Origin of the sequence: Rhodoferax sp., assembly GCF_028688795.1 — a bacterium.
Taxonomy (GTDB): Bacteria; Pseudomonadota; Gammaproteobacteria; order Burkholderiales; family Burkholderiaceae_C; genus Rhodoferax.
The window spans coordinates 77,490-94,088 of the sequence record NZ_JAQTXM010000006.1 but is presented as its reverse complement, the minus strand read 5'-3'; the positions used below and the strand labels follow the sequence as shown (position 1 = coordinate 94,088).

General features: G+C 59.8%; 15 protein-coding genes. 4 read left to right on the top strand and 11 right to left on the bottom strand.

The features are described 5' to 3' along the window. Positions 1-3: 3 nt before the first annotated feature. Entirely contained in the window at positions 4-1,344 is a 1,341-nt protein-coding gene (locus PHQ58_RS06555) for an AmpG family muropeptide MFS transporter (RefSeq protein ID WP_300108696.1), read from the top strand. A gap of 96 nt (positions 1,345-1,440) precedes the next feature. Here PHQ58_RS06555 and PHQ58_RS06550 read toward each other — a convergent pair whose 3' ends face one another. Next, positions 1,441-3,015, bottom strand: coding sequence for a hypothetical protein (locus tag PHQ58_RS06550; RefSeq protein WP_300108694.1), 1,575 nt, complete (start codon positions 3,013-3,015; stop codon positions 1,441-1,443). 347 nt (positions 3,016-3,362) lie between these two features. Here PHQ58_RS06550 and PHQ58_RS06545 point away from each other — a divergent pair, with 347 nt between their 5' ends. Together PHQ58_RS06545 and PHQ58_RS06540 are read left to right on the top strand one after the other, a co-directional pair. After that, on the top strand, positions 3,363-4,070 hold the full coding sequence (locus PHQ58_RS06545; RefSeq protein ID WP_300108692.1) for a response regulator transcription factor: 708 nt from the start codon (positions 3,363-3,365) through the stop codon (positions 4,068-4,070). Then, the gene (locus PHQ58_RS06540; RefSeq protein ID WP_300108690.1) at positions 4,070-5,455 is read left to right on the top strand and encodes a cell wall metabolism sensor histidine kinase WalK; all 1,386 of its coding nucleotides are present in this window, start codon (positions 4,070-4,072) and stop codon (positions 5,453-5,455) included. The genes PHQ58_RS06545 and PHQ58_RS06540 overlap by 1 nt, the downstream gene beginning before the upstream one ends. A 278-nt stretch (positions 5,456-5,733) precedes the next feature. On the opposite strand, the gene waaF is transcribed toward PHQ58_RS06540, so the two are convergent. The 7 genes from waaF to PHQ58_RS06505 form a co-directional block, all read right to left on the bottom strand. Then, positions 5,734-6,837, bottom strand: coding sequence for a lipopolysaccharide heptosyltransferase II (waaF, locus tag PHQ58_RS06535; protein WP_300108688.1), 1,104 nt, complete (start codon positions 6,835-6,837; stop codon positions 5,734-5,736). A 6-nt stretch (positions 6,838-6,843) separates the two neighbouring features. Continuing rightward, a complete protein-coding gene (locus PHQ58_RS06530) occupies positions 6,844-7,050 on the bottom strand; it encodes a zinc-finger domain-containing protein (protein ID WP_300108686.1) in 207 nt (68 codons plus the stop codon). A 5-nt stretch (positions 7,051-7,055) separates the two neighbouring features. Continuing rightward, positions 7,056-8,006 (bottom strand): branched-chain amino acid transaminase, encoded by a 951-nt coding sequence (locus PHQ58_RS06525; RefSeq protein ID WP_300108684.1) that lies wholly within the window; start codon positions 8,004-8,006, stop codon positions 7,056-7,058. 119 nt (positions 8,007-8,125) lie between these two features. Next, complete coding sequence (locus PHQ58_RS06520; protein ID WP_300108672.1) at positions 8,126-9,487, bottom strand: FAD/NAD(P)-binding oxidoreductase; 1,362 nt, start codon at positions 9,485-9,487, stop codon at positions 8,126-8,128. A 24-nt stretch (positions 9,488-9,511) separates the two neighbouring features. Then, on the bottom strand, positions 9,512-9,817 hold the full coding sequence (locus tag PHQ58_RS06515; RefSeq protein ID WP_300108669.1) for a c-type cytochrome: 306 nt from the start codon (positions 9,815-9,817) through the stop codon (positions 9,512-9,514). 130 nt (positions 9,818-9,947) lie between these two features. Next, positions 9,948-11,360 (bottom strand): ATP-binding protein, encoded by a 1,413-nt coding sequence (locus PHQ58_RS06510; protein ID WP_300108667.1) that lies wholly within the window; start codon positions 11,358-11,360, stop codon positions 9,948-9,950. Positions 11,361-11,370: 10 nt separating this feature from the next. Continuing rightward, a complete protein-coding gene (locus tag PHQ58_RS06505; RefSeq protein ID WP_300108664.1) occupies positions 11,371-12,042 on the bottom strand; it encodes a response regulator transcription factor in 672 nt (223 codons plus the stop codon). Between the two features lie 308 nt (positions 12,043-12,350). Here PHQ58_RS06505 and PHQ58_RS06500 point away from each other — a divergent pair, with 308 nt between their 5' ends. Further along, positions 12,351-13,001: a glycine zipper 2TM domain-containing protein gene (locus tag PHQ58_RS06500; RefSeq protein WP_300108661.1), complete on the top strand. Its 651-nt coding sequence runs from the start codon at positions 12,351-12,353 to the stop codon at positions 12,999-13,001. Between the two features lie 64 nt (positions 13,002-13,065). Here PHQ58_RS06500 and radA read toward each other — a convergent pair whose 3' ends face one another. The 3 genes from radA to PHQ58_RS06485 all read right to left on the bottom strand — a co-directional run bounded on the left by radA (position 13,066) and on the right by PHQ58_RS06485 (position 16,594). Further along, on the bottom strand, positions 13,066-14,475 hold the full coding sequence (gene radA / locus PHQ58_RS06495; protein ID WP_300108658.1) for a DNA repair protein RadA: 1,410 nt from the start codon (positions 14,473-14,475) through the stop codon (positions 13,066-13,068). A gap of 134 nt (positions 14,476-14,609) precedes the next feature. Next, complete coding sequence (locus tag PHQ58_RS06490; protein ID WP_300108655.1) at positions 14,610-15,635, bottom strand: PQQ-like beta-propeller repeat protein; 1,026 nt, start codon at positions 15,633-15,635, stop codon at positions 14,610-14,612. Between the two features lie 59 nt (positions 15,636-15,694). Beyond that, positions 15,695-16,594, bottom strand: coding sequence for a hypothetical protein (locus PHQ58_RS06485; RefSeq protein WP_300108653.1), 900 nt, complete (start codon positions 16,592-16,594; stop codon positions 15,695-15,697). Positions 16,595-16,599 lie beyond the last annotated feature (5 nt).

Genomic DNA, 16,599 nt, shown 5'->3' with positions numbered 1-16,599 from the left:
TAAATGACCCCGGAAAATATTTCACCTGCCCCAGCGCGGCGCGGCTGGCTGGCCGCCTTCAGGGTTTACCTGGAACCTGCTTCGCTGCGCATGCTCTCGCTCGGGTTTTCGGCTGGCTTGCCGCTGCTTCTGGTGTTAGGCACGCTGAGTTTCTGGCTGCGGGAAGCGGGCATAGACCGCACGACCATTGGTTACCTGAGCTGGGTCGGCCTGGCGTACGCCTTCAAGTGGGTCTGGGCACCGCTGGTGGACCGCTTGCCCATTCCGGTGCTGACGCGAGTGCTGGGACGCCGACGCAGTTGGCTGCTGCTGTCGCAAGTTGCCATCATGGTTGGGCTGGTCGCCATGTCGTTCAACGACCCGCAAGTGGCGCTGCTGCCGGTGATATGGGGTGCTTTGGCCGTGGCCTTTGGCTCGGCCACCCAAGACATCGCGCTGGATGCCTTTCGCATCGAATCGGCTGACATGGACCGCCAGGCAGCGCTGGCTGCGTCCTACCAGACCGGTTATCGCCTGGCCATGATCTGGGCCGGTGCCGGTGTGTTGTGGCTGGCCGCCCGGGCCGAGGTGGCGGGCTCGGTGGGTTACCAGCACGGTGCCTGGCACACCGCTTATCTGGTGATGGCCGCCAGCATGTTGCCCGGCGTGTTGACGGTATTGCTTTCAAAGGAACCTTTGCGCCGCAGTTTGCCGCCCGCTAAAAATGCGCTGGACTGGCTACGCGGCGCGCTGGTTGAGCCGTTTGCCGACTTTGTCAGCCGTTACCGTTGGCAAGCCGTACTGATCTTGGCGTTGATTGCCACCTACCGCATCAGCGACGTGGTGATGGGCATCATGGCCAACCCGTTTTATGTCGATATGGGCTACAGCAAGGACGAAGTGGCGGCCGTCACCAAGGTGTTTGGCGTCATCATGACCCTGGTAGGTGCGTTTGTCGGCGGTGTGCTGGCCATGCGGCTGGGCGTCATGCGGGTGCTGATGCTCGGGGCCGTGCTCAGCGCCGCCAGTAACCTGATGTTTGCCGCCTTGAGCACACGGGGGCATGATTTGAATGGCCTGATTTTTGTGATCTCGGCCGACAACCTCGCCAGCGGCATTGCCTCGGCGGCGTTCATTGCCTACCTGTCGAGCCTGACCAATGTCAACTACTCGGCCACACAATATGCGCTGTTCAGTTCCATGATGCTGCTGTTACCCAAATTTCTGGCGGGCTACTCGGGGCTCTATGTGGATGCTTTTGGCTACGCGGACTTCTTTATCGTCACCGCCCTGTTGGGGGCGCCCGTGTTGCTGCTTGTCTGGCTAACTTCAAGGCTAAATAAGCCTCTAGCCCTTGTTAAATAAGCGTAAGTAGCTATTGTTTTGTTAAAGATCGCTCAGTGGGGCGAAGCCATTCTTGATCAAGCCAATACGGTCTTGATCCTTTGCCGCTTGGTATGCCTACAGCGGCGCGCTGAGCACCACCTGGTTTGCATCTTCATTGCCGACACTGTCAAAGGCGCGGATCAGCAAATAGTAGGTTTTGCCAGGTGCCAGCCCGGTTACAGACTGTTGATACGGGTACAGGTTCTGCAAGGCAGTGTCTGGGTTTGGATGGCCCCAGGTTTGCGCATAACCCTCGCCCACCGTTGGCGACAAAACGACGCGGGTTGCGCCAGTTAACTTCGGGTTGGCTGCAAAGTCGAAGGGCGTGGTCTGGTAATAAAGGGCGTAACTGACGCGGTTCATGTCCAGGGCCACATCCCAAGAAATGCTCAAGCTGCCTGACGTTGTCGCGGCCTTCTGGATACCGACACGTGGCACCGGGGCGGCGGCCGGCCACGCCGCATTGGTGTTGTAGGTGCTAGACCAAACCGGTGGCGTCTTGTCAACCAGATTGGCATGGCGCTCAACAAACGGGTTGATGTAGGTCACGGGTGCATCGGTCAGGTAAGGTCTAAAACCCATCGACAGCGCCTCATCAATGTTCGTCTGCAATTCGGCTATGCCGGTGGTTGAGTCACCGGTCAAGGTGAGGATGTCGATGCCCGGTTTCGGCAATACGCCATCGCCGCCCCAGCCGTTTACATAGTCCAACGAAATCACTTTGAAGCCGTCAGCGCGGTTGGCTTCTGCCATCAATTTGGGTGCGTAGTTGTATTTGTTGTCTGGAAAGTAATCGCTGATGACGCGCGTTGGGTCTGAATCCATTCGATAGCTTTCGAGCAGCACCAGGTCAACGCTGCCGCGTGCAGAAACCTCATAGTGCGGCTCCCTCGGATCAAAGAAAAAAATCCCGCGATTTTGCAGAATCACCTTGTCGGGGTAGCCCCGCCGCAGCCGTTGAATGAAGTCGGTGTAACCCTTGGCTGTCCACTCGGAATTGGAGAGTTCTGGCGCGTAAGAGTTAGGTGCGGCGGTGTCCATGGTGTCAAGAAAAACGCCGTCACAGCCAAGACCCCGCCCGGTGCTGGTGGTCAGCATCTCTTTCAGGCCAGGCGGTGTGTTCGGGTATCCCGGTGGCACCGGCGAATCGGCCAATTCATCGTTCACCAACGCGTACCAGGCCGGATCGCCTGCATTGACCAAGCGCGTCAGAAAGTTGGGGTTTTCGTCGGGTACGCCGCGGCGTGCGGTGGCGTTGTAGTTGGCGTTGTCGTTGACATACCAGGAGGCAAACCCGGCATTGGTTGGCTTGCCGGTTGGGTTTAATCCAAGCAGCGACCGCGTTGTCGGGTTGATGCCACGGGGGTCAACGGAGGGCCCGGTGCCGTCCCCGGTGAAGCGCGGATCTGCGCGCAGCTGAGCGTCAGTCAAATTAAAGGTTCTGGAATCTTCACCGATGGAGATGTAGCAAAGCACCACCACATCATCGGCGGCATTGGCCGGATCAATCCCATTTTGAATGTCACGGATCTGCGACCGAACAATGTTGCCGTTGTGTGGGTGAACAATGACCAGTGGGTGTTGTTTGAGTGCCTGAATGCTGGTGGCATCCAGTTCGCCGTAATAAATGGCGTAACTGTCCGCTGCCATGGCGAGTTGCCGCACCGTGAATTGCCGCCCTGGTGCGGGTGGCGGCTCTGGAATGGGGGGAGGTTGATTGTCAGCGCCACCAGAAGAGCCGCTGTCGCAGCCGACCCAGGACCCGCATCCCGATGACCCGCCACCGCCACCACCACCGCACCCGAGCAAAGCTGCGCAAATGGCAAGGCAAAAACAGTAAATTTGGTAAGGGTGGCGCATTTTTATCCAGGCTTCAGTTTGGGGCGATTCTAGGAGGGATGCGCGGGGGAATCGGTTGGTATTCAATCAAAGACTGGGTTTACCTAACTTTACGCCCTCTTCAAGGCTGCGATGTGGCCGCGTATTAGACTGACCTCATGAACCAACAGCTGCTGATGATTGAAGACGATGTGCGCTTGGCCGACATGGTGAGCGCCTACTTGGGTCAGTCGGGCTATCAGGTCACGCACGCGGGCGACGGGCAGGCGGGCTTGACGCAGTTGCAAGTCAATGCCGCCGACCTGGTGATCCTGGACCTGATGTTGCCCGACATGGATGGTCTGGAGGTGTGCCGTCGCATCCGTGCCCTGCCCGGCGCGTTGGGCCGCACACCGGTGTTGATGCTCACCGCCAAGGGCGACCCGATGGACCGCATCATTGGGCTTGAAATGGGCGCGGACGACTACTTGCCCAAACCTTTCGAGCCGCGCGAGTTGCTGGCCCGTATTCGCGCCGTGCTGCGCCGCCAGGGTGACGGCCCCACGGCGTCGAATGGCACCACGCTGCGTTTTGGCTCCCTCGAGATCGATCGCGATGCACGCACCGTGAGTGTGGCAGGCGTGGCGTGTGACCTGACGTCTTACCAGTTTGACCTGTTGGTGGCACTGGCCGAGCGCGCCGGGCGGGTGTTGACCCGTGACCAGATCATGGAGGCTGTGCGCGGACGAGAACTCGAAGCCTTTGACCGTTCCATCGACGTGCACATGGGTCGCATTCGCGCCGCCATTGAGCTTGATGCAAAAGCTCCTAAACGCATACTGACAGTTCGCGGCGTTGGCTACGTGTTTGCCCGGCAGCAAGACTGATGTTCAAAAAGCTCTACGTTCGCATCTGGCTGGCGGTGGTGATGGCGGTGGCGGTGCTGATCTTGCTGGTGGGCTGGGTCTGGCGCCTGGCCGCTGAGCCGCCGCTGCGCGATGTGGTGGTGCGCAATGAGGCGGGTCAAATCATTGGCCGCGGGCTGCCGCGGGGCGTGGTGATGGATGACGAAGGTCGTCCCTTGCGGCCGCTTCGCGGGTCAACGAGACATGATCGCATGACTCGTGCCGAACACCCTGATGGCCAGGCTGTTTTGCCCACCGCGCCAGATGCTGCAGCATCAAATGCCGCCGCCAATGAGTCAGGCAATGCCGATGAGCCAGTGACGTCGAACCGTCCCGAAGCCGCGGAGCGCGGGTCGGGTGGCGGCGGACCTGAGTTTTTGGTGCGTATGCACGACGGTCAAATGATGCGCATGCATTTGATGCGCCCACCGGCCTCGTTCTGGAGCCGGCCACCCTTTGGCTTTGCCTGGATGCTGGTGTGGGTAGGCCTGGCCGTGGCGTTGGCCACTTACCCGATTGTGCGCAAGCTCACCCGTCGCCTGGAGCGCCTGCAAGACGGTGTGCAGCAGTGGGGCGAGGGCGATCTGTCGGTGCGTGTGCCTGAGGGCGGTCAGGACGAAGTGGGGTTTCTCGCCAAACGCTTCAACCACGCCGCCGAACGCATTCAAACCCTGGTGCAGTCGCATGAGTCGTTGCTGGCGTCGCAAAAATCTCTGCTGGCCAACGCCTCGCATGAATTGCGCTCGCCGCTCACCCGGATTCGCATGGGGCTGGAGCTGATGGGGCCATCCGCCACACCAGCCTTTCGTGATGAAATCTCCCGCAACATCAGCGAGCTCGATCAGTTGATTGAAGAAATCCTGCTGGCCAGCCGCCTGGATGCGCGCGAAGCCGACATGGGCACCATCGAGTCGGTGGACCTGGTGGGCCTGGCCGCTGAAGAGTGCGCCCGGGTAGACGCCGAGTTTGAGGTGCAGTTTGATGCCTCGGGTGACGCGGCCCATGCGACCCGCACGGAGCTTGAGGTTCAGGGCGTGGCCAAATTGCTGCGCCGTGCGGTGCGCAACCTGTTGGAAAACGCTCACCGCTACGGTGCGGGTAGCATCAGCTTGACCCTGCGTCAGATGCCGCAGTTTGCAGAAATCCGCGTGGGTGACCGCGGGCCAGGTGTTCCCGCAGAACTACAGGCCCGTATTTTTGAGCCATTTTACCGCCTGCCGGGTGCCACCGAACGCGATGGCGGTGTCGGCTTGGGGCTGGCTCTGGTGAAATCCATTGCGCAACGCCATGGTGGGCGCGCCTATTGTGAGAGCCGCGCCGGTGGCGGGGCGTGTTTTGTCATTGAGTTGCCGTTGAGCCAAACGTAAAAAAACCAGCTAGCCCCGGCGGCGTACATTTGGTTACTGAAATAGTCTTCAAAATCCCCCAAATGGGGGATACCCAAGTCATTGGATGCCCGCTACAGTATGACCTAACTGCTGTCACAGTATTGAAGCCAAGAAACTCCTGATTTCGTTAAGTTTGAAGAGAGTTCGCGTGAAGTTTCCAACGACGTTCCCCCACGGGGAACTTTTACAAGCCACCTTCGGGTGGCTTTTTTTTAAGCTAAATTAGCCTCTAGCCCTTGTGAATAAAGCGCAAGTAGCTATATTAGTTGTAGCACATTTTCGGCGCTGATGTCGTGCAGGCAACGCGTATGGCCCAGCGGGCAAGTGCGCTCGAAGCAGGGGGCGCAGTCCAGTGGCGGCTGGTAATCGGGCTGGTTCTTGAGCCAAAGCACACTGGCCTGGCCATTCAGGGGGGGGGTGTGCAGCGGACTGCTTGATCCAAAAATAGCGATTTGGCGCACACCAAAACCGGCTGCCACATGCATCAGGCCAGAGTCGTTGCTGACAATGCATTTGGTCGCACTGATCAATGCCAGCGCTTGGGCGAGCGATGTTTTTCCTGCAAGGTTGATGACCGTTGGGTAGCGCGCGGGCAGCGTGTTGTCGGGGTCACTGTTGCTGGGCGTTCGCCCGGCAGTCAGGGTGCTGGCATGGGCTTGCTGACACCCCTGCTCAATCTCGTCGCACAGCGTGGCTTCTTTGCCCGACCCCAGCAACACCACAGGCATTTTGAGTTGTCGCGCAAGCTCCGCAAAGTGCGGGGTGGGCCAGCGTTTGGCCGGGCCGAACTCAGCGCCTGGTGCCAACACGTAGTAGCCACCGCGTTGCAAGCCGAACTGGTTCAGGGTGGCATCGGTTTCGCCGGCCTCAAGCTGTAACCGGGGTTGGTCATGCGTGATGTCGGTGTCGCCACTCAAGGCCGAGTAAAACGCCACCATTGGCGGTCGTTGCGCCTTGGCTGGATTTTTCAGGCGGTGCGTCAACAGTCCCACGCGGGCTTCGCCCAGGTAGCCAACCCGTTTCGGGATGCCCGCCAAAAGTGGCAGCAGCGCGCTTTTAAGGGAATTGGGGCAAATGTAGGCCATGTCAAACTGACCATCGATCTGCCTGGCCAGGCGCAGGCGCTCGCGCAGTTGCAGGCCACCATGGGCAAACGGGAACTCAATGACCTCTGCCACTTGCGGCATGGCCCGGTACACCGGCGCCACCCAGGGCAGTGCGCCAACCGTCAGGCGCTCACCGCGCGTGTGCAGGCGACTTAGCAGCGGCTCGGTCATCACCGCGTCGCCAATCCATTGCGGGGCGATGATCAGGCTGCGCACGCCCGATTCAGTTGCCGGGTGACCGATTGCAGGCGTCAACCTCACTTAATGTTGGCCGTCAAAGTGCTCGCCGTCTTTCAGTTTGTAAACCGTGCCGCAATACGGGCACTTGGCCTGGCCGGTGCGGGCCACGTCCAGGTACACCTTGGGGTGGGTGTTGGCGACCTCCATCTTGGCCAAAGGGCTGGGGCAAAACACCCCGCCCTGATGGTTCAGGTCTTTGGCTAATAGTTCAACAGTTGCGTTTGTCATGGTGTTCAGACCTGGGTTAGCCAATGGGCGTATTTGGGGTTGCGGCCGTTGACGATGTCAAAGAACGCGCTCTGGATTTTCTCGGTGATGGGGCCGCGGGTGCCCACGTAATGGGCCTTGCCCAGTTCAATGCGGTCAAGCTCGCGGATCGGCGTGATCTCTGCTGCCGTGCCACTGAAGAAGGCTTCATCGCTGATGTACACCTCGTCACGGGTGATGCGCTTTTGTACCACTTCCAGCCCGAGGTCTTTGCAGATGTGCAGCACGGTGTTACGGGTGATGCCGTTTAGCGCGCCAGCCGACAGGTCAGGCGTGTAGACCACGCCATCTTTCACCACAAACAGGTTTTCGCCGGCACCTTCGCTCACAAAACCGCTGGCGTCGAGCAGCATGGCTTCGTCGTAGCCGTCGTCGGTGGCTTCCATGTTGGCCAGAATCGAGTTGGTGTAATTGCTCACCGCCTTGGCTTGGGTCATGGTGATGTTGACGTGGTGGCGGGTGTAGCTGGAAATCTTCACGCGGATGCCGCGTTTCAAGCCTTCTTCACCCAGATAGGCGCCCCAGGGCCAAGCGGCGACCATCAGGTGGATGGTGTTGCCCTTGGGTGACACACCCAGTTTTTTATCGCCAATCCAGGTCAAGGGGCGGATGTAGCCGGATTCAAGCTGGTTGTCGCGGATGACAGCTTTTTGAGCCTCCATGACTTCTTCTTTGGTGAACGGGATTTTCATGCGCAGGATTTTGGCGCTGTTGAAGAGGCGCTCCGTGTGCTCTTCAAGCCGGAAAATGGCGGGACCATTCACCGTGTTGTAAGCGCGCACGCCTTCAAAAGCACCGCAGCCGTAGTGCAGGGTGTGGGTCAGCACATGGATCTTGGCGTCGCGCCAATCCACCATCTGGCCATCCATCCAGATTTTGCCGTCGCGGTCGGCCATCGAAGGGGGTAGGGGGCTCATCGGTTGTTCCTTAAAAGTCAGCATGGCGCTGAAGGTCAAAACCGGTATTTTACGGGGCTGACCCGATCCGGGTCAGCCCTCGATTGGCCCTTTTCTGAGTGCGCTTTCGCGCGCTGCAATCAGGCGAAGCTGTCAGCCATCAAGGCAGTGAACCATTCGTTCATGTCCTCGAAGTTCTCTGTGTCCCAGCCCACCGATGCGCCAGAACCTGCCACCGAAGCGACCATGGCGGCGGTTGCCGGGTTGTACTGAAACACCGCCTCCAGCCATGACGCTTGTGTCATGGTGATGGTGGAGTAGCAGGCCGAGTTGGTCACGGGCGCCTGGTCAGGCTGCAAACCGGCAAAAGAGCGCACGATGGCATCGGCGCACACTTTTGCCTCCTGATTGGCAATGTGGCCGGCTTTGGGTTGTGGTGTGGCGCTGGAGTCGCCAATGACGTGCACCTTGCCCGCGCCGCTCACTGTGCTGGCGTAGCTCAACTGGTTGACACCGGCAAACCTGAAGGCGCTGTCACCGATCAGCTTGGTGGCGTTGTTTAGGCCTGCTGTGGTGATCAGCTTGCCAGCGCGTTGCCCCGGAATCAGGTTGACCACACCGTTGTTGATGAAGTTGCCCATGGTGGTTGTCAGGCTCTTGGTCGCCGGGTCCACACTCAGGATTTCAGCGTTGGGCACATAGGTGATGCCGTGCATGGCAAACGCTTTGGTGAAGTTGTCGACTTCGGTCACGATGCCGGGGTTGGCATCGAGCACAAACATCTTGGACTTGGGCTTGCGGGTTTTAAGCCAGTCGGCCATCAAGCAGGCACGCTCATACGGTCCGGGGGGGCAACGGTAAGGCACCTTCGGAATCGTCAGTACCACCGGAGCACCATCGGTCATGCTGTTGAGTTGACTGGCCAGCAGGGTCGTTTGTGCACCGGCTTGCCAGGCATGAGGCATGACATTGGTGTCGATCAGACCGGGGACCGCATCAAACTCGATGCCGGTGGCCATCACGATGCGGTCGGCCGTCAAAATCGTGCCGTTGGCCAGCTTGACTTTCACGCCGACGGGGTCGATCTCGACGACATCACCCTTGACCACAGTCACGCCATACGCCGACGTCAGTTTGCTATAGCTGTAGGTCAGGCTGGAGACCGTGCGCTGGCCGGTCAGCACCATCGAACTCATGATGTTGGAGATGTAGCTGCTGTTGCGCTCGATCAGCGTCACAGCAATGTTGTCGCCCCACAAGCGCAGGTATTTGGCCACTGTGGCACCAGCCATGCCGCCGCCAATCACGATGACGCGAGACTTGGTTGTGCCCGTTGGCGGTGTCGTGGGGTTTGGCGCAGGCGTTGTGGGCTCAGTGGTTTTGGGCTTGTCGTGGTGATCGCTCGATTTTTTTGATTTCTTCTTATCGTCATCTGCCCAAGCCAGTGGTGAGGCTACTGCCAAAGCTGCGCTGCTCTTTGACAAAAAATTTCTTCTATCCATGATGATGCTCCGGGTGTTTATGGGTTAGCGCTGTGTAGACAGCCAGCTGGAGAGAGACAGCAGTTGTGCGTCGGTATAGCCCATGGCGTGTTTGGCCATGATGCCGTTGCCCTCTTTCCCGGACTGGAATTCTTTGAGGTCTTTGTAGATTTCTGAGGATGACTTGCCGCTCAGCTTGTCAAAGCCCGGGCCGGCACCATTGGTGCCGTGACACTGGAAGCAGTTGGAGGCCAACAGTCGCCCGGCGGGCGGTGCGGTTTGGGCTTGCGCAGCCAAACTCAAACCGGCTGCGCAGAGGGCTGCGCCTGTGAGGCGAAGAACAGGGTTCATTTTTTTCCTTTGGTTGTTAGTAATAGGCCGACAGTCATTGTGGATATAAAAGTTGTATATCAGTGTCAAATTATGTAAGGAGATGTAAGGGGTTTTCCCGCTCGCTGGAGGGCTCCCTGGCGAGGGTAAATCAGCGGGAGCGGGCAGTCGGCACAGTGGCCGTTGTCGATGCGGCTGCAGCGGCCCAGCACACCTTCACGCACAGGCCGCCCAGCCGTGCCGAGCGGTGCACATCGACCTGTGCCGCATAGACGTTGGCGATGCGGCGAACGATTGACCAGCCCAGGCCGCTGCCGGTCTGCCCAGTGCCCAGCACTCGGTAGAAGCGTTCGCCCAGTCGGGCCATGTCGGCATCGGACATGCCTGCGCCGCTGTCATCAACGCGCAAAGTCACATCGTGGGCATCACAGGTCACCGACACCAACACCTGGGCGGCGTCCGGGCTGTAGCGCAGGGCGTTGTCCAGCAGGTTGCGCACCAGCACGCTGGTGAGCATCTCATCGGCGGCGATGAAGGCGTGTGCCGGGGCGTCCAGCACCAATTCCTGCTGGCGCGCCAAGGCGGTTAGCGCCAAGTCGGCGGCCACGCGCTGCGCCACGGCTGACACGTCGACCATGCTGCTGGGCGCCGCGCTACTGCAAGATTCCAGCCGTGACAGTGTCAGCAGTTGCTCCACCAGATGGGCGGCCCGGTCACAGCCGGCCAGGGTGTAGTTCAGGGCGTGGCGACGCTCATCGTCAGCGATGGCGCCCAGAGCCACTTGCGCTTGGGTGCGAATGGCCGCAATGGGCGTGCGCAGTTCATGCGCAGCGTCGGCGGTGAAGCGCCGCTCTGAGGTCATCATGGCCCCGATGCGCTCAAACAGGGCGTTCAGCGACTGCATCACAGGCTCAATTTCGGTTGGCAGGTCTTTCAGTATCACAGGCTCCAGGGCCTGCGGCTTGCGCTGCGCCAGCGCCTCGCTCAAGTGCCGCAGTGGCGCCAGGCCATTGCGCACCGCCAGCCAGCCCACCACGGCCAGCAGCGGCAGGGCGTACATCAGTGGCATCAGCACCGCCTTGAGCACCGCCCACAAAATGCTGTTGCGGGAGTCGATTTGTTCGCCGACAAACACCTGCACATCGCCCTCGTTGCCCCGCGCGCCAAACACCCGCCACTCGCCTTGGTCCTTGAGTTTGACAGTGGCAAAGCCTTTGGTCTTGTCCGACATCGGGGTGCTGATGGCGTTGGCCGAGCGCAGAGTCAACTGGCCTTCATGAAACACCTGAAAGGCCACGCGTGGGGCGTATTTGTGCAGCGAAGGCGCGTCTTCCACATGATCGCTTTCTAACGCGTCACTGGACTTGCCACCGCCGTGGCCGGTCTGCTGGACGATCAGCAGCGCGGCAGACTGGGCCAGATGGCCGTCGAGCAATTCATCGAGTTCGTCCTTGGCATCGACCCAGGTCAACACGGCCGCTGCGACCCAGACCAGGGTCACCATCAGCAGCAGCAACGCCAACAGACGCGCTTGCAGGGATTTGAGTTGGGGCAAAAGGGTCATATGACCAATGTCAGGCGGGGTCTTTGGGGCGCATCAAGGTGTAGCCAATGCCGCGCACGGTCTGGATCAGTTCTGGCGTGAGTTTCTTGCGCAGGTGGTGAATGTGCACCTCGATGGCATTGCTTTCAACTTCATGGCCCCAGCTGTAGAGCTGTTGTTCAAGCTGCTCGCGCGACATGACGCGGCCTACCGCCAGCATCAGGGCATGCAGCAAGTCGTATTCGCGGGTTGACAGCGTCACCGCATGGCCCTCAAAGGTGACTTCTCTGCTTGCCGGGTTCATCTGGACCGCGCCGCAAGTCAACAGCTCCTGGATTTGGCCGTGTGCACGGCGTACCAATGAGCGCAGGCGTGCACCCAACTCGTACAGGTCAACCGGCTTGAGCACATAGTCGTCAGCGCCCAAGTCCAGGCCTTTGATGCGGTCGGGCACGGCGTCGCGGGCGGTCAGCACCAGGATGGGCGTGGCAATTTTTTTGCTGCGCAGGGCTTGCAGCACGTCCATGCCGTCTTTTTGCGGCAGGCCCAGGTCAAGCACGGCGGCCTGGTAGTCGCCGGTGCTGATTTCCCGCTCGGCGGCCATGCCATCGCGTACCCAGTCCACCTGAAAGCCTTGCTGGCGCAGGCCGGCTCGCAGGCCGTCGCCCAGCATGGCATCGTCTTCAGCCAACAAAATGCGCATGTTTTACCCCGTGGTGATGGTTGATGGATGGCTCGGTCAGCGCCGCCGCTGAGTCAGTCATGGTCATTTTGCCGAAAGCGTTGAGGCCACCTGCACCAGCGTTGTTTAAAAAATAGGGGAAAACGTGACATCGTGGACTTCCAACGTTTGGGCGTTGGCGGTAATGTAGGGTGTGCGGATTAAGCAAATCTTAAGGGCGGGTCGTACTGGTTGGCGCGGACGGAAAAAGTCTGTCGGGCGCAGTATCCTCGGGGCCTTTTCGTGAGCCGCAAGTTCTTTGGGGCCTTTTTTTATTTCAGGAGCATTTCATGACATCGACATTCACACCTCGTTCTTTGGTTTCCTGGCTCGCCACCGGCTTGTTGCTGGGTGCCTGCAGCCTGGGCGCCCAGGCACAAACCTGGTCCAGCAACCCACAGGCCGCGCCCACGGCCAAAGAAGCCAAGTCCCGGTATGAGGCCGACAAGAAACTCTGCGCAGACGAGGCCTCGTCCGAAGCCCGCCTGCAATGCCGTCGTGACGCGCAAGCGGTATATAACAAGGCGCTGGCTGCAAGCAAGGTCAGCAAGGCGATGCCAGCCAATAAGGCCGGCACGGTCTACACCAGCCAGTCGGCGCAACCCGTCTGCACCGACTGTGGCCATGTCACCGCCGTCACCGTGGCTGACAAACCTGGTGACAGCAACGCCGTGGGCCTGATTGCTGGCGGTGTGGCCGGTGCCGTGCTGGGCCACCAAGTGGGTGGTGGTTTGGGCAAAGACCTGGCCACCCTTGCTGGCGCTGCAGGCGGTGCCTATGCGGGTAAAAAAATTCAAGAAAACATGAACACCAGCAAGGTCTGGACGGTCAGCGTGAAGTACACCGATGGCCATACGGCCAACTTCACGTTTGAACAAGACCCAGGCCTGGCGGTGGGCGCTGCGGTCAAGAACTCAGGCAACACACTGGTAAGAAATTAACAGTGTTTTAGGCCTCTAGCCCTTTTAAAATATGCGCAAGCAGCTATTTTTTAAATAGCTATTTTCAGACCAGACCGCGCACCACTTCCATGGCCTGCTCGACCCGCTCCACGGCGTGAATGGTCAGGCCTTCAAAGTCTTTGCTTTTGAGGTTTTTGGGTACATTGGCCTTGGGCACCACGGCCACGCTGAAACCCAGTTTGGCCGCCTCTTTCAGTCGCTCTTGGCCGCGCGGCGCGGGGCGTACTTCACCGGCCAAACCGACCTCGCCAAAGGCAAAAAAGCCCTTGGGCAGTGGCTTGCCTCTGAGTGAGGAGGTGATCGCCAGCAGCACGGCCAAATCGGCGGCCGGCTCGCTGATGCGCACACCGCCCACCGCGTTGACAAACACATCTTGGTCCATACATGCCACACCGGCGTGGCGGTGCAGCACCGCCAGCAGCATCGCCAGGCGGTCTTTGTCCAAGCCCACGCTCAGGCGCCGGGGTGATGGGCCGCCGCTGTCGACCAGCGCCTGAATCTCGACCAACATCGGCCGCGTGCCCTCCAGCGTGACCATGACGCAACTGCCCGGCACGGGCTCGGCATGCTGGCTCAAAAAAATCGCACTGGGATTGCTGACGCCCTTCAGGCCTTTTTCGGTCATGGCGAAGACGCCGATTTCATTGACTGCGCCAAAGCGGTTCTTGATGGCGCGCACCAATCTGAAGCTGCTGTGGGTGTCGCCTTCAAAGTAAAGCACGGTGTCGACCATGTGCTCCAGCACGCGCGGGCCCGCCAAAGCGCCTTCTTTGGTGACGTGGCCGACCAGCACGATGCTGGTGGCACGGCCATGAGGTTTGTCGTCTGAGCGTCCGCTTGCTTTGGCGTAACGCGTCAGGTGCGCGGCGCATTCGCGCACTTGCGCCACCGAGCCGGGGGCCGAGGTGAGTTGCTCGGAGTACACGGTTTGAATCGAGTCGATCACCGCCACGTCGGGCTGCATGGCCTCTAGCGTGGCCAGAATTTTGTCCAGACCAATTTCGGCCAGCACCTTCACTTGTGAGCCGTCCAGTCCCAGGCGGCGCGCCCGCAGCGCCACTTGCGCGCCGCTTTCTTCGCCCGTGACGTACAAGGTGCTTTGGCCACTGCGCTGCAACGAATCCAGTGCCTGAAGCAAAAGTGTCGATTTGCCAATGCCGGGGTCGCCACCGATGAGTACCACACCGCCTTCGACCATGCCGCCACCCAGCACGCGGTCAAGCTCTTCGTGGCCGGTGGGCGTGCGGGCAAAATCGACCGCGTCAATGTCGCCCAGCACCGCCACGCCAGCGGTTTTTGCCAACGATGCAAAGCGGTTTTTGGTGGGGGTGCTGCTCTCGGGCACCGATTCAATCAGTGTGTTCCAGGCGTTGCAACTGGGGCATTTGCCCTGCCATTTGGGGCTGCTGCCGCCGCAATCAGAACAGACGTAGTGGGTTTTTTCTTTGGCCATGGCGAGGATGTTACTGTATAAAACAACAGATAAGCGGTCTGTCGGCGGCCATGGCGAGGCGAAAAGCAACGCAGTAGCCTATGCTGCCGAAACCCGTGGCCGGTCGCGCGCCACTTGCCGTCGTTGTGAGTTGACTACCACTGCACCAGTTGAATTTCTCCCGAGTCACTGGCCAAGACGGCGCGTGAACCCGACAGCGGGCTCACGCTGGGGCGCATGTCATGCGCAAAAGGAATGCGTAGCAATTCCTTGCCATCGGTCACGTCCAGAACATGCAGCACCTGGTTCATGTCCAGGCAATACACCCTGTGCTCGAACGTGACGATCTCGGCCATCATGGGCCCCCAGTTGGCGGCGCTGTTGCCGTAGCGGGTGGTCTGGTGGCGCCAGCGCACCTTGCCAGTATCCACATCAATGGCGTAAACCCAGCCGGTGGGCGACCACAAATAGGCGGTGTCACCCGACACATGGTGCGAATTGATGAAGTTGCCGACCTTGAACTTCCACAAGATTTTGCCAGTGTCGATGCTGATGCCGTACAGCAACTCGGTGTAGGTGCCCGCCACCAGCACCTTGCCAGCGACGTAGAGCTGGCGCGTGTATTGCCATTCCTTGCTGTCGTCAAGCTGCCATTTGAGTGTGCCGTCGGCCTTGTTCAAAGCGTACAGCAGGCCGTTGCCTGGGCCAAAAAACACGGTTTCACTGGCCACTGTGGGCGCGTAACTTGCCAGCGTGTCGGGCGTGCTGGCAAAGCGCCAGTCAATTGCGCCGTTGGTGTTGTTCAACGCCAGCAACTCGTGCCCATCCCCTACATAGGTGTGCTGCGGGGTCACAAACGGGGTACCAACCTGCGTTAGCGCTTGGTGTAGCCAACGGGGCTTGCCATCGGCGAGTTGCCAGGCGCCCAGTTCCTGTTGGCCGCCCGCGATGACCAGCTGTCCGGCAGCGCGTGGCCGGTAAACCGCTTGGCTGCTCAAGTGGTGTGGCACGTTCCACAGGGGCGTTGCAAATTCCGGGTCAATGCGGCCCAGTGTTTTGTCGCCGCTGAACAAAATTTGCCCGTCCATCACCGCCAAGGGCGTCAAGACGCTGTTGCCACTGGCCCAGCGTCGCACCAGGCGCGGTGTTTGGGTGGATGCAGACGCAACAAAGGTGGGCAAAAGCCCACCTGCTGCAAGTGCCGCCACAAGTTGGCGGCGGTTTAAATGGCCCGCTGTCATCAATCGCACTTGGCCCCTTGTTTGATCCAGGCCGACAAAATGGTGGTGTTTGGATGGTCTCGTGCCTCAGCGGGGCTGATGCCGGGCGGCATGCGGTCTTCCGCCAGATGCTGCCAGACAAAACTCAACTCGGGCTTGCCCGGCACGATCACCTTGGTGGATTTGTCCACGCCCTTGGCCACTGAGTCGGCGCCCAGCATGATGCCGGCGTGTGTGCTCAGGTTCAGCTCGTGAAAGCTTGGGGGTTCCTGGTTGGACATGTGACAGGCCGTGCAGGCTGGTGTGTTGGGTCCAAAGGCATTGGCGGTTGAGAAAAGCGGCAGCACATTCTTTGTGAAATGGTCGTCGTTCTTGGCGCCTTCTGCAATCCAGTTTTTCACCAGCATGTGGCTCGGTGTGTAGGTGGAGTTTTCAAACCCCAAGCCCAATGGCATGCGGTTGTTGCGCAGGCGGCGAATCAGGTGGTCGCGTTTGGGGTCAACGCCTGGGGTAAACACGGTGTGTTTGGGCTTTTCAGTGGTGCCTTCGATCATGCCCTTGCAGGTGGACAAGTCCAGGCCACGGTAACTCTTGCTGGCATCTTGCGAGTTGTGGCACACGGTGCACGCCACGCCAGGGCCAAAGGCATTGGGCGTGTTCATCAGGATGTTGATGTACTTGTAGGTGATTGGAATGCTGCGCTTGATGATCAGCTCTTGGACCACATGGTCTTCAGCACCGGCCTCAGCGATTTTTCCTTCTTGCATGTCATGAATGAATTGTTCGGCGATGGTGCGCTTGACGGACGGGTGATCGTCGGCAAAGCTGTTGCCAGCCAAGGTAACCCCCAAAGCCGCAACGACGCAACCGGCTTTAGCGATGTGAAAAAGCCGCCATTTGGAAAGGGGTGTGAATGACATGAAAG

What these genes read in the sequence shown, in the direction of transcription:
- PHQ58_RS06500 (WP_300108661.1), top strand. Translation starts at nt 12,351, where the DNA reads ATGACATCGACATTCACACCTCGTTCTTTGGTTTCCTGGCTCGCCACC.
- PHQ58_RS06550 (WP_300108694.1), bottom strand. Translation starts at nt 3,015, where the DNA reads ATGGCAGCGGACAGTTACGCCATTTATTACGGCGAACTGGATGCCACC.
- PHQ58_RS06515 (WP_300108669.1), bottom strand. Translation starts at nt 9,817, where the DNA reads ATGAACCCTGTTCTTCGCCTCACAGGCGCAGCCCTCTGCGCAGCCGGT.
- PHQ58_RS06555 (WP_300108696.1), top strand. Translation starts at nt 4, where the DNA reads ATGACCCCGGAAAATATTTCACCTGCCCCAGCGCGGCGCGGCTGGCTG.
- radA (WP_300108658.1), bottom strand. Translation starts at nt 14,475, where the DNA reads ATGGCCAAAGAAAAAACCCACTACGTCTGTTCTGATTGCGGCGGCAGC.
- PHQ58_RS06525 (WP_300108684.1), bottom strand. Translation starts at nt 8,006, where the DNA reads ATGAGCCCCCTACCCCCTTCGATGGCCGACCGCGACGGCAAAATCTGG.
- PHQ58_RS06530 (WP_300108686.1), bottom strand. Translation starts at nt 7,050, where the DNA reads ATGACAAACGCAACTGTTGAACTATTAGCCAAAGACCTGAACCATCAG.
- PHQ58_RS06520 (WP_300108672.1), bottom strand. Translation starts at nt 9,487, where the DNA reads ATGGATAGAAGAAATTTTTTGTCAAAGAGCAGCGCAGCTTTGGCAGTA.
- PHQ58_RS06505 (WP_300108664.1), bottom strand. Translation starts at nt 12,042, where the DNA reads ATGCGCATTTTGTTGGCTGAAGACGATGCCATGCTGGGCGACGGCCTG.
- PHQ58_RS06510 (WP_300108667.1), bottom strand. Translation starts at nt 11,360, where the DNA reads ATGACCCTTTTGCCCCAACTCAAATCCCTGCAAGCGCGTCTGTTGGCG.
- PHQ58_RS06545 (WP_300108692.1), top strand. Translation starts at nt 3,363, where the DNA reads ATGAACCAACAGCTGCTGATGATTGAAGACGATGTGCGCTTGGCCGAC.
- PHQ58_RS06540 (WP_300108690.1), top strand. Translation starts at nt 4,070, where the DNA reads ATGTTCAAAAAGCTCTACGTTCGCATCTGGCTGGCGGTGGTGATGGCG.
- PHQ58_RS06485 (WP_300108653.1), bottom strand. Translation starts at nt 16,594, where the DNA reads ATGTCATTCACACCCCTTTCCAAATGGCGGCTTTTTCACATCGCTAAA.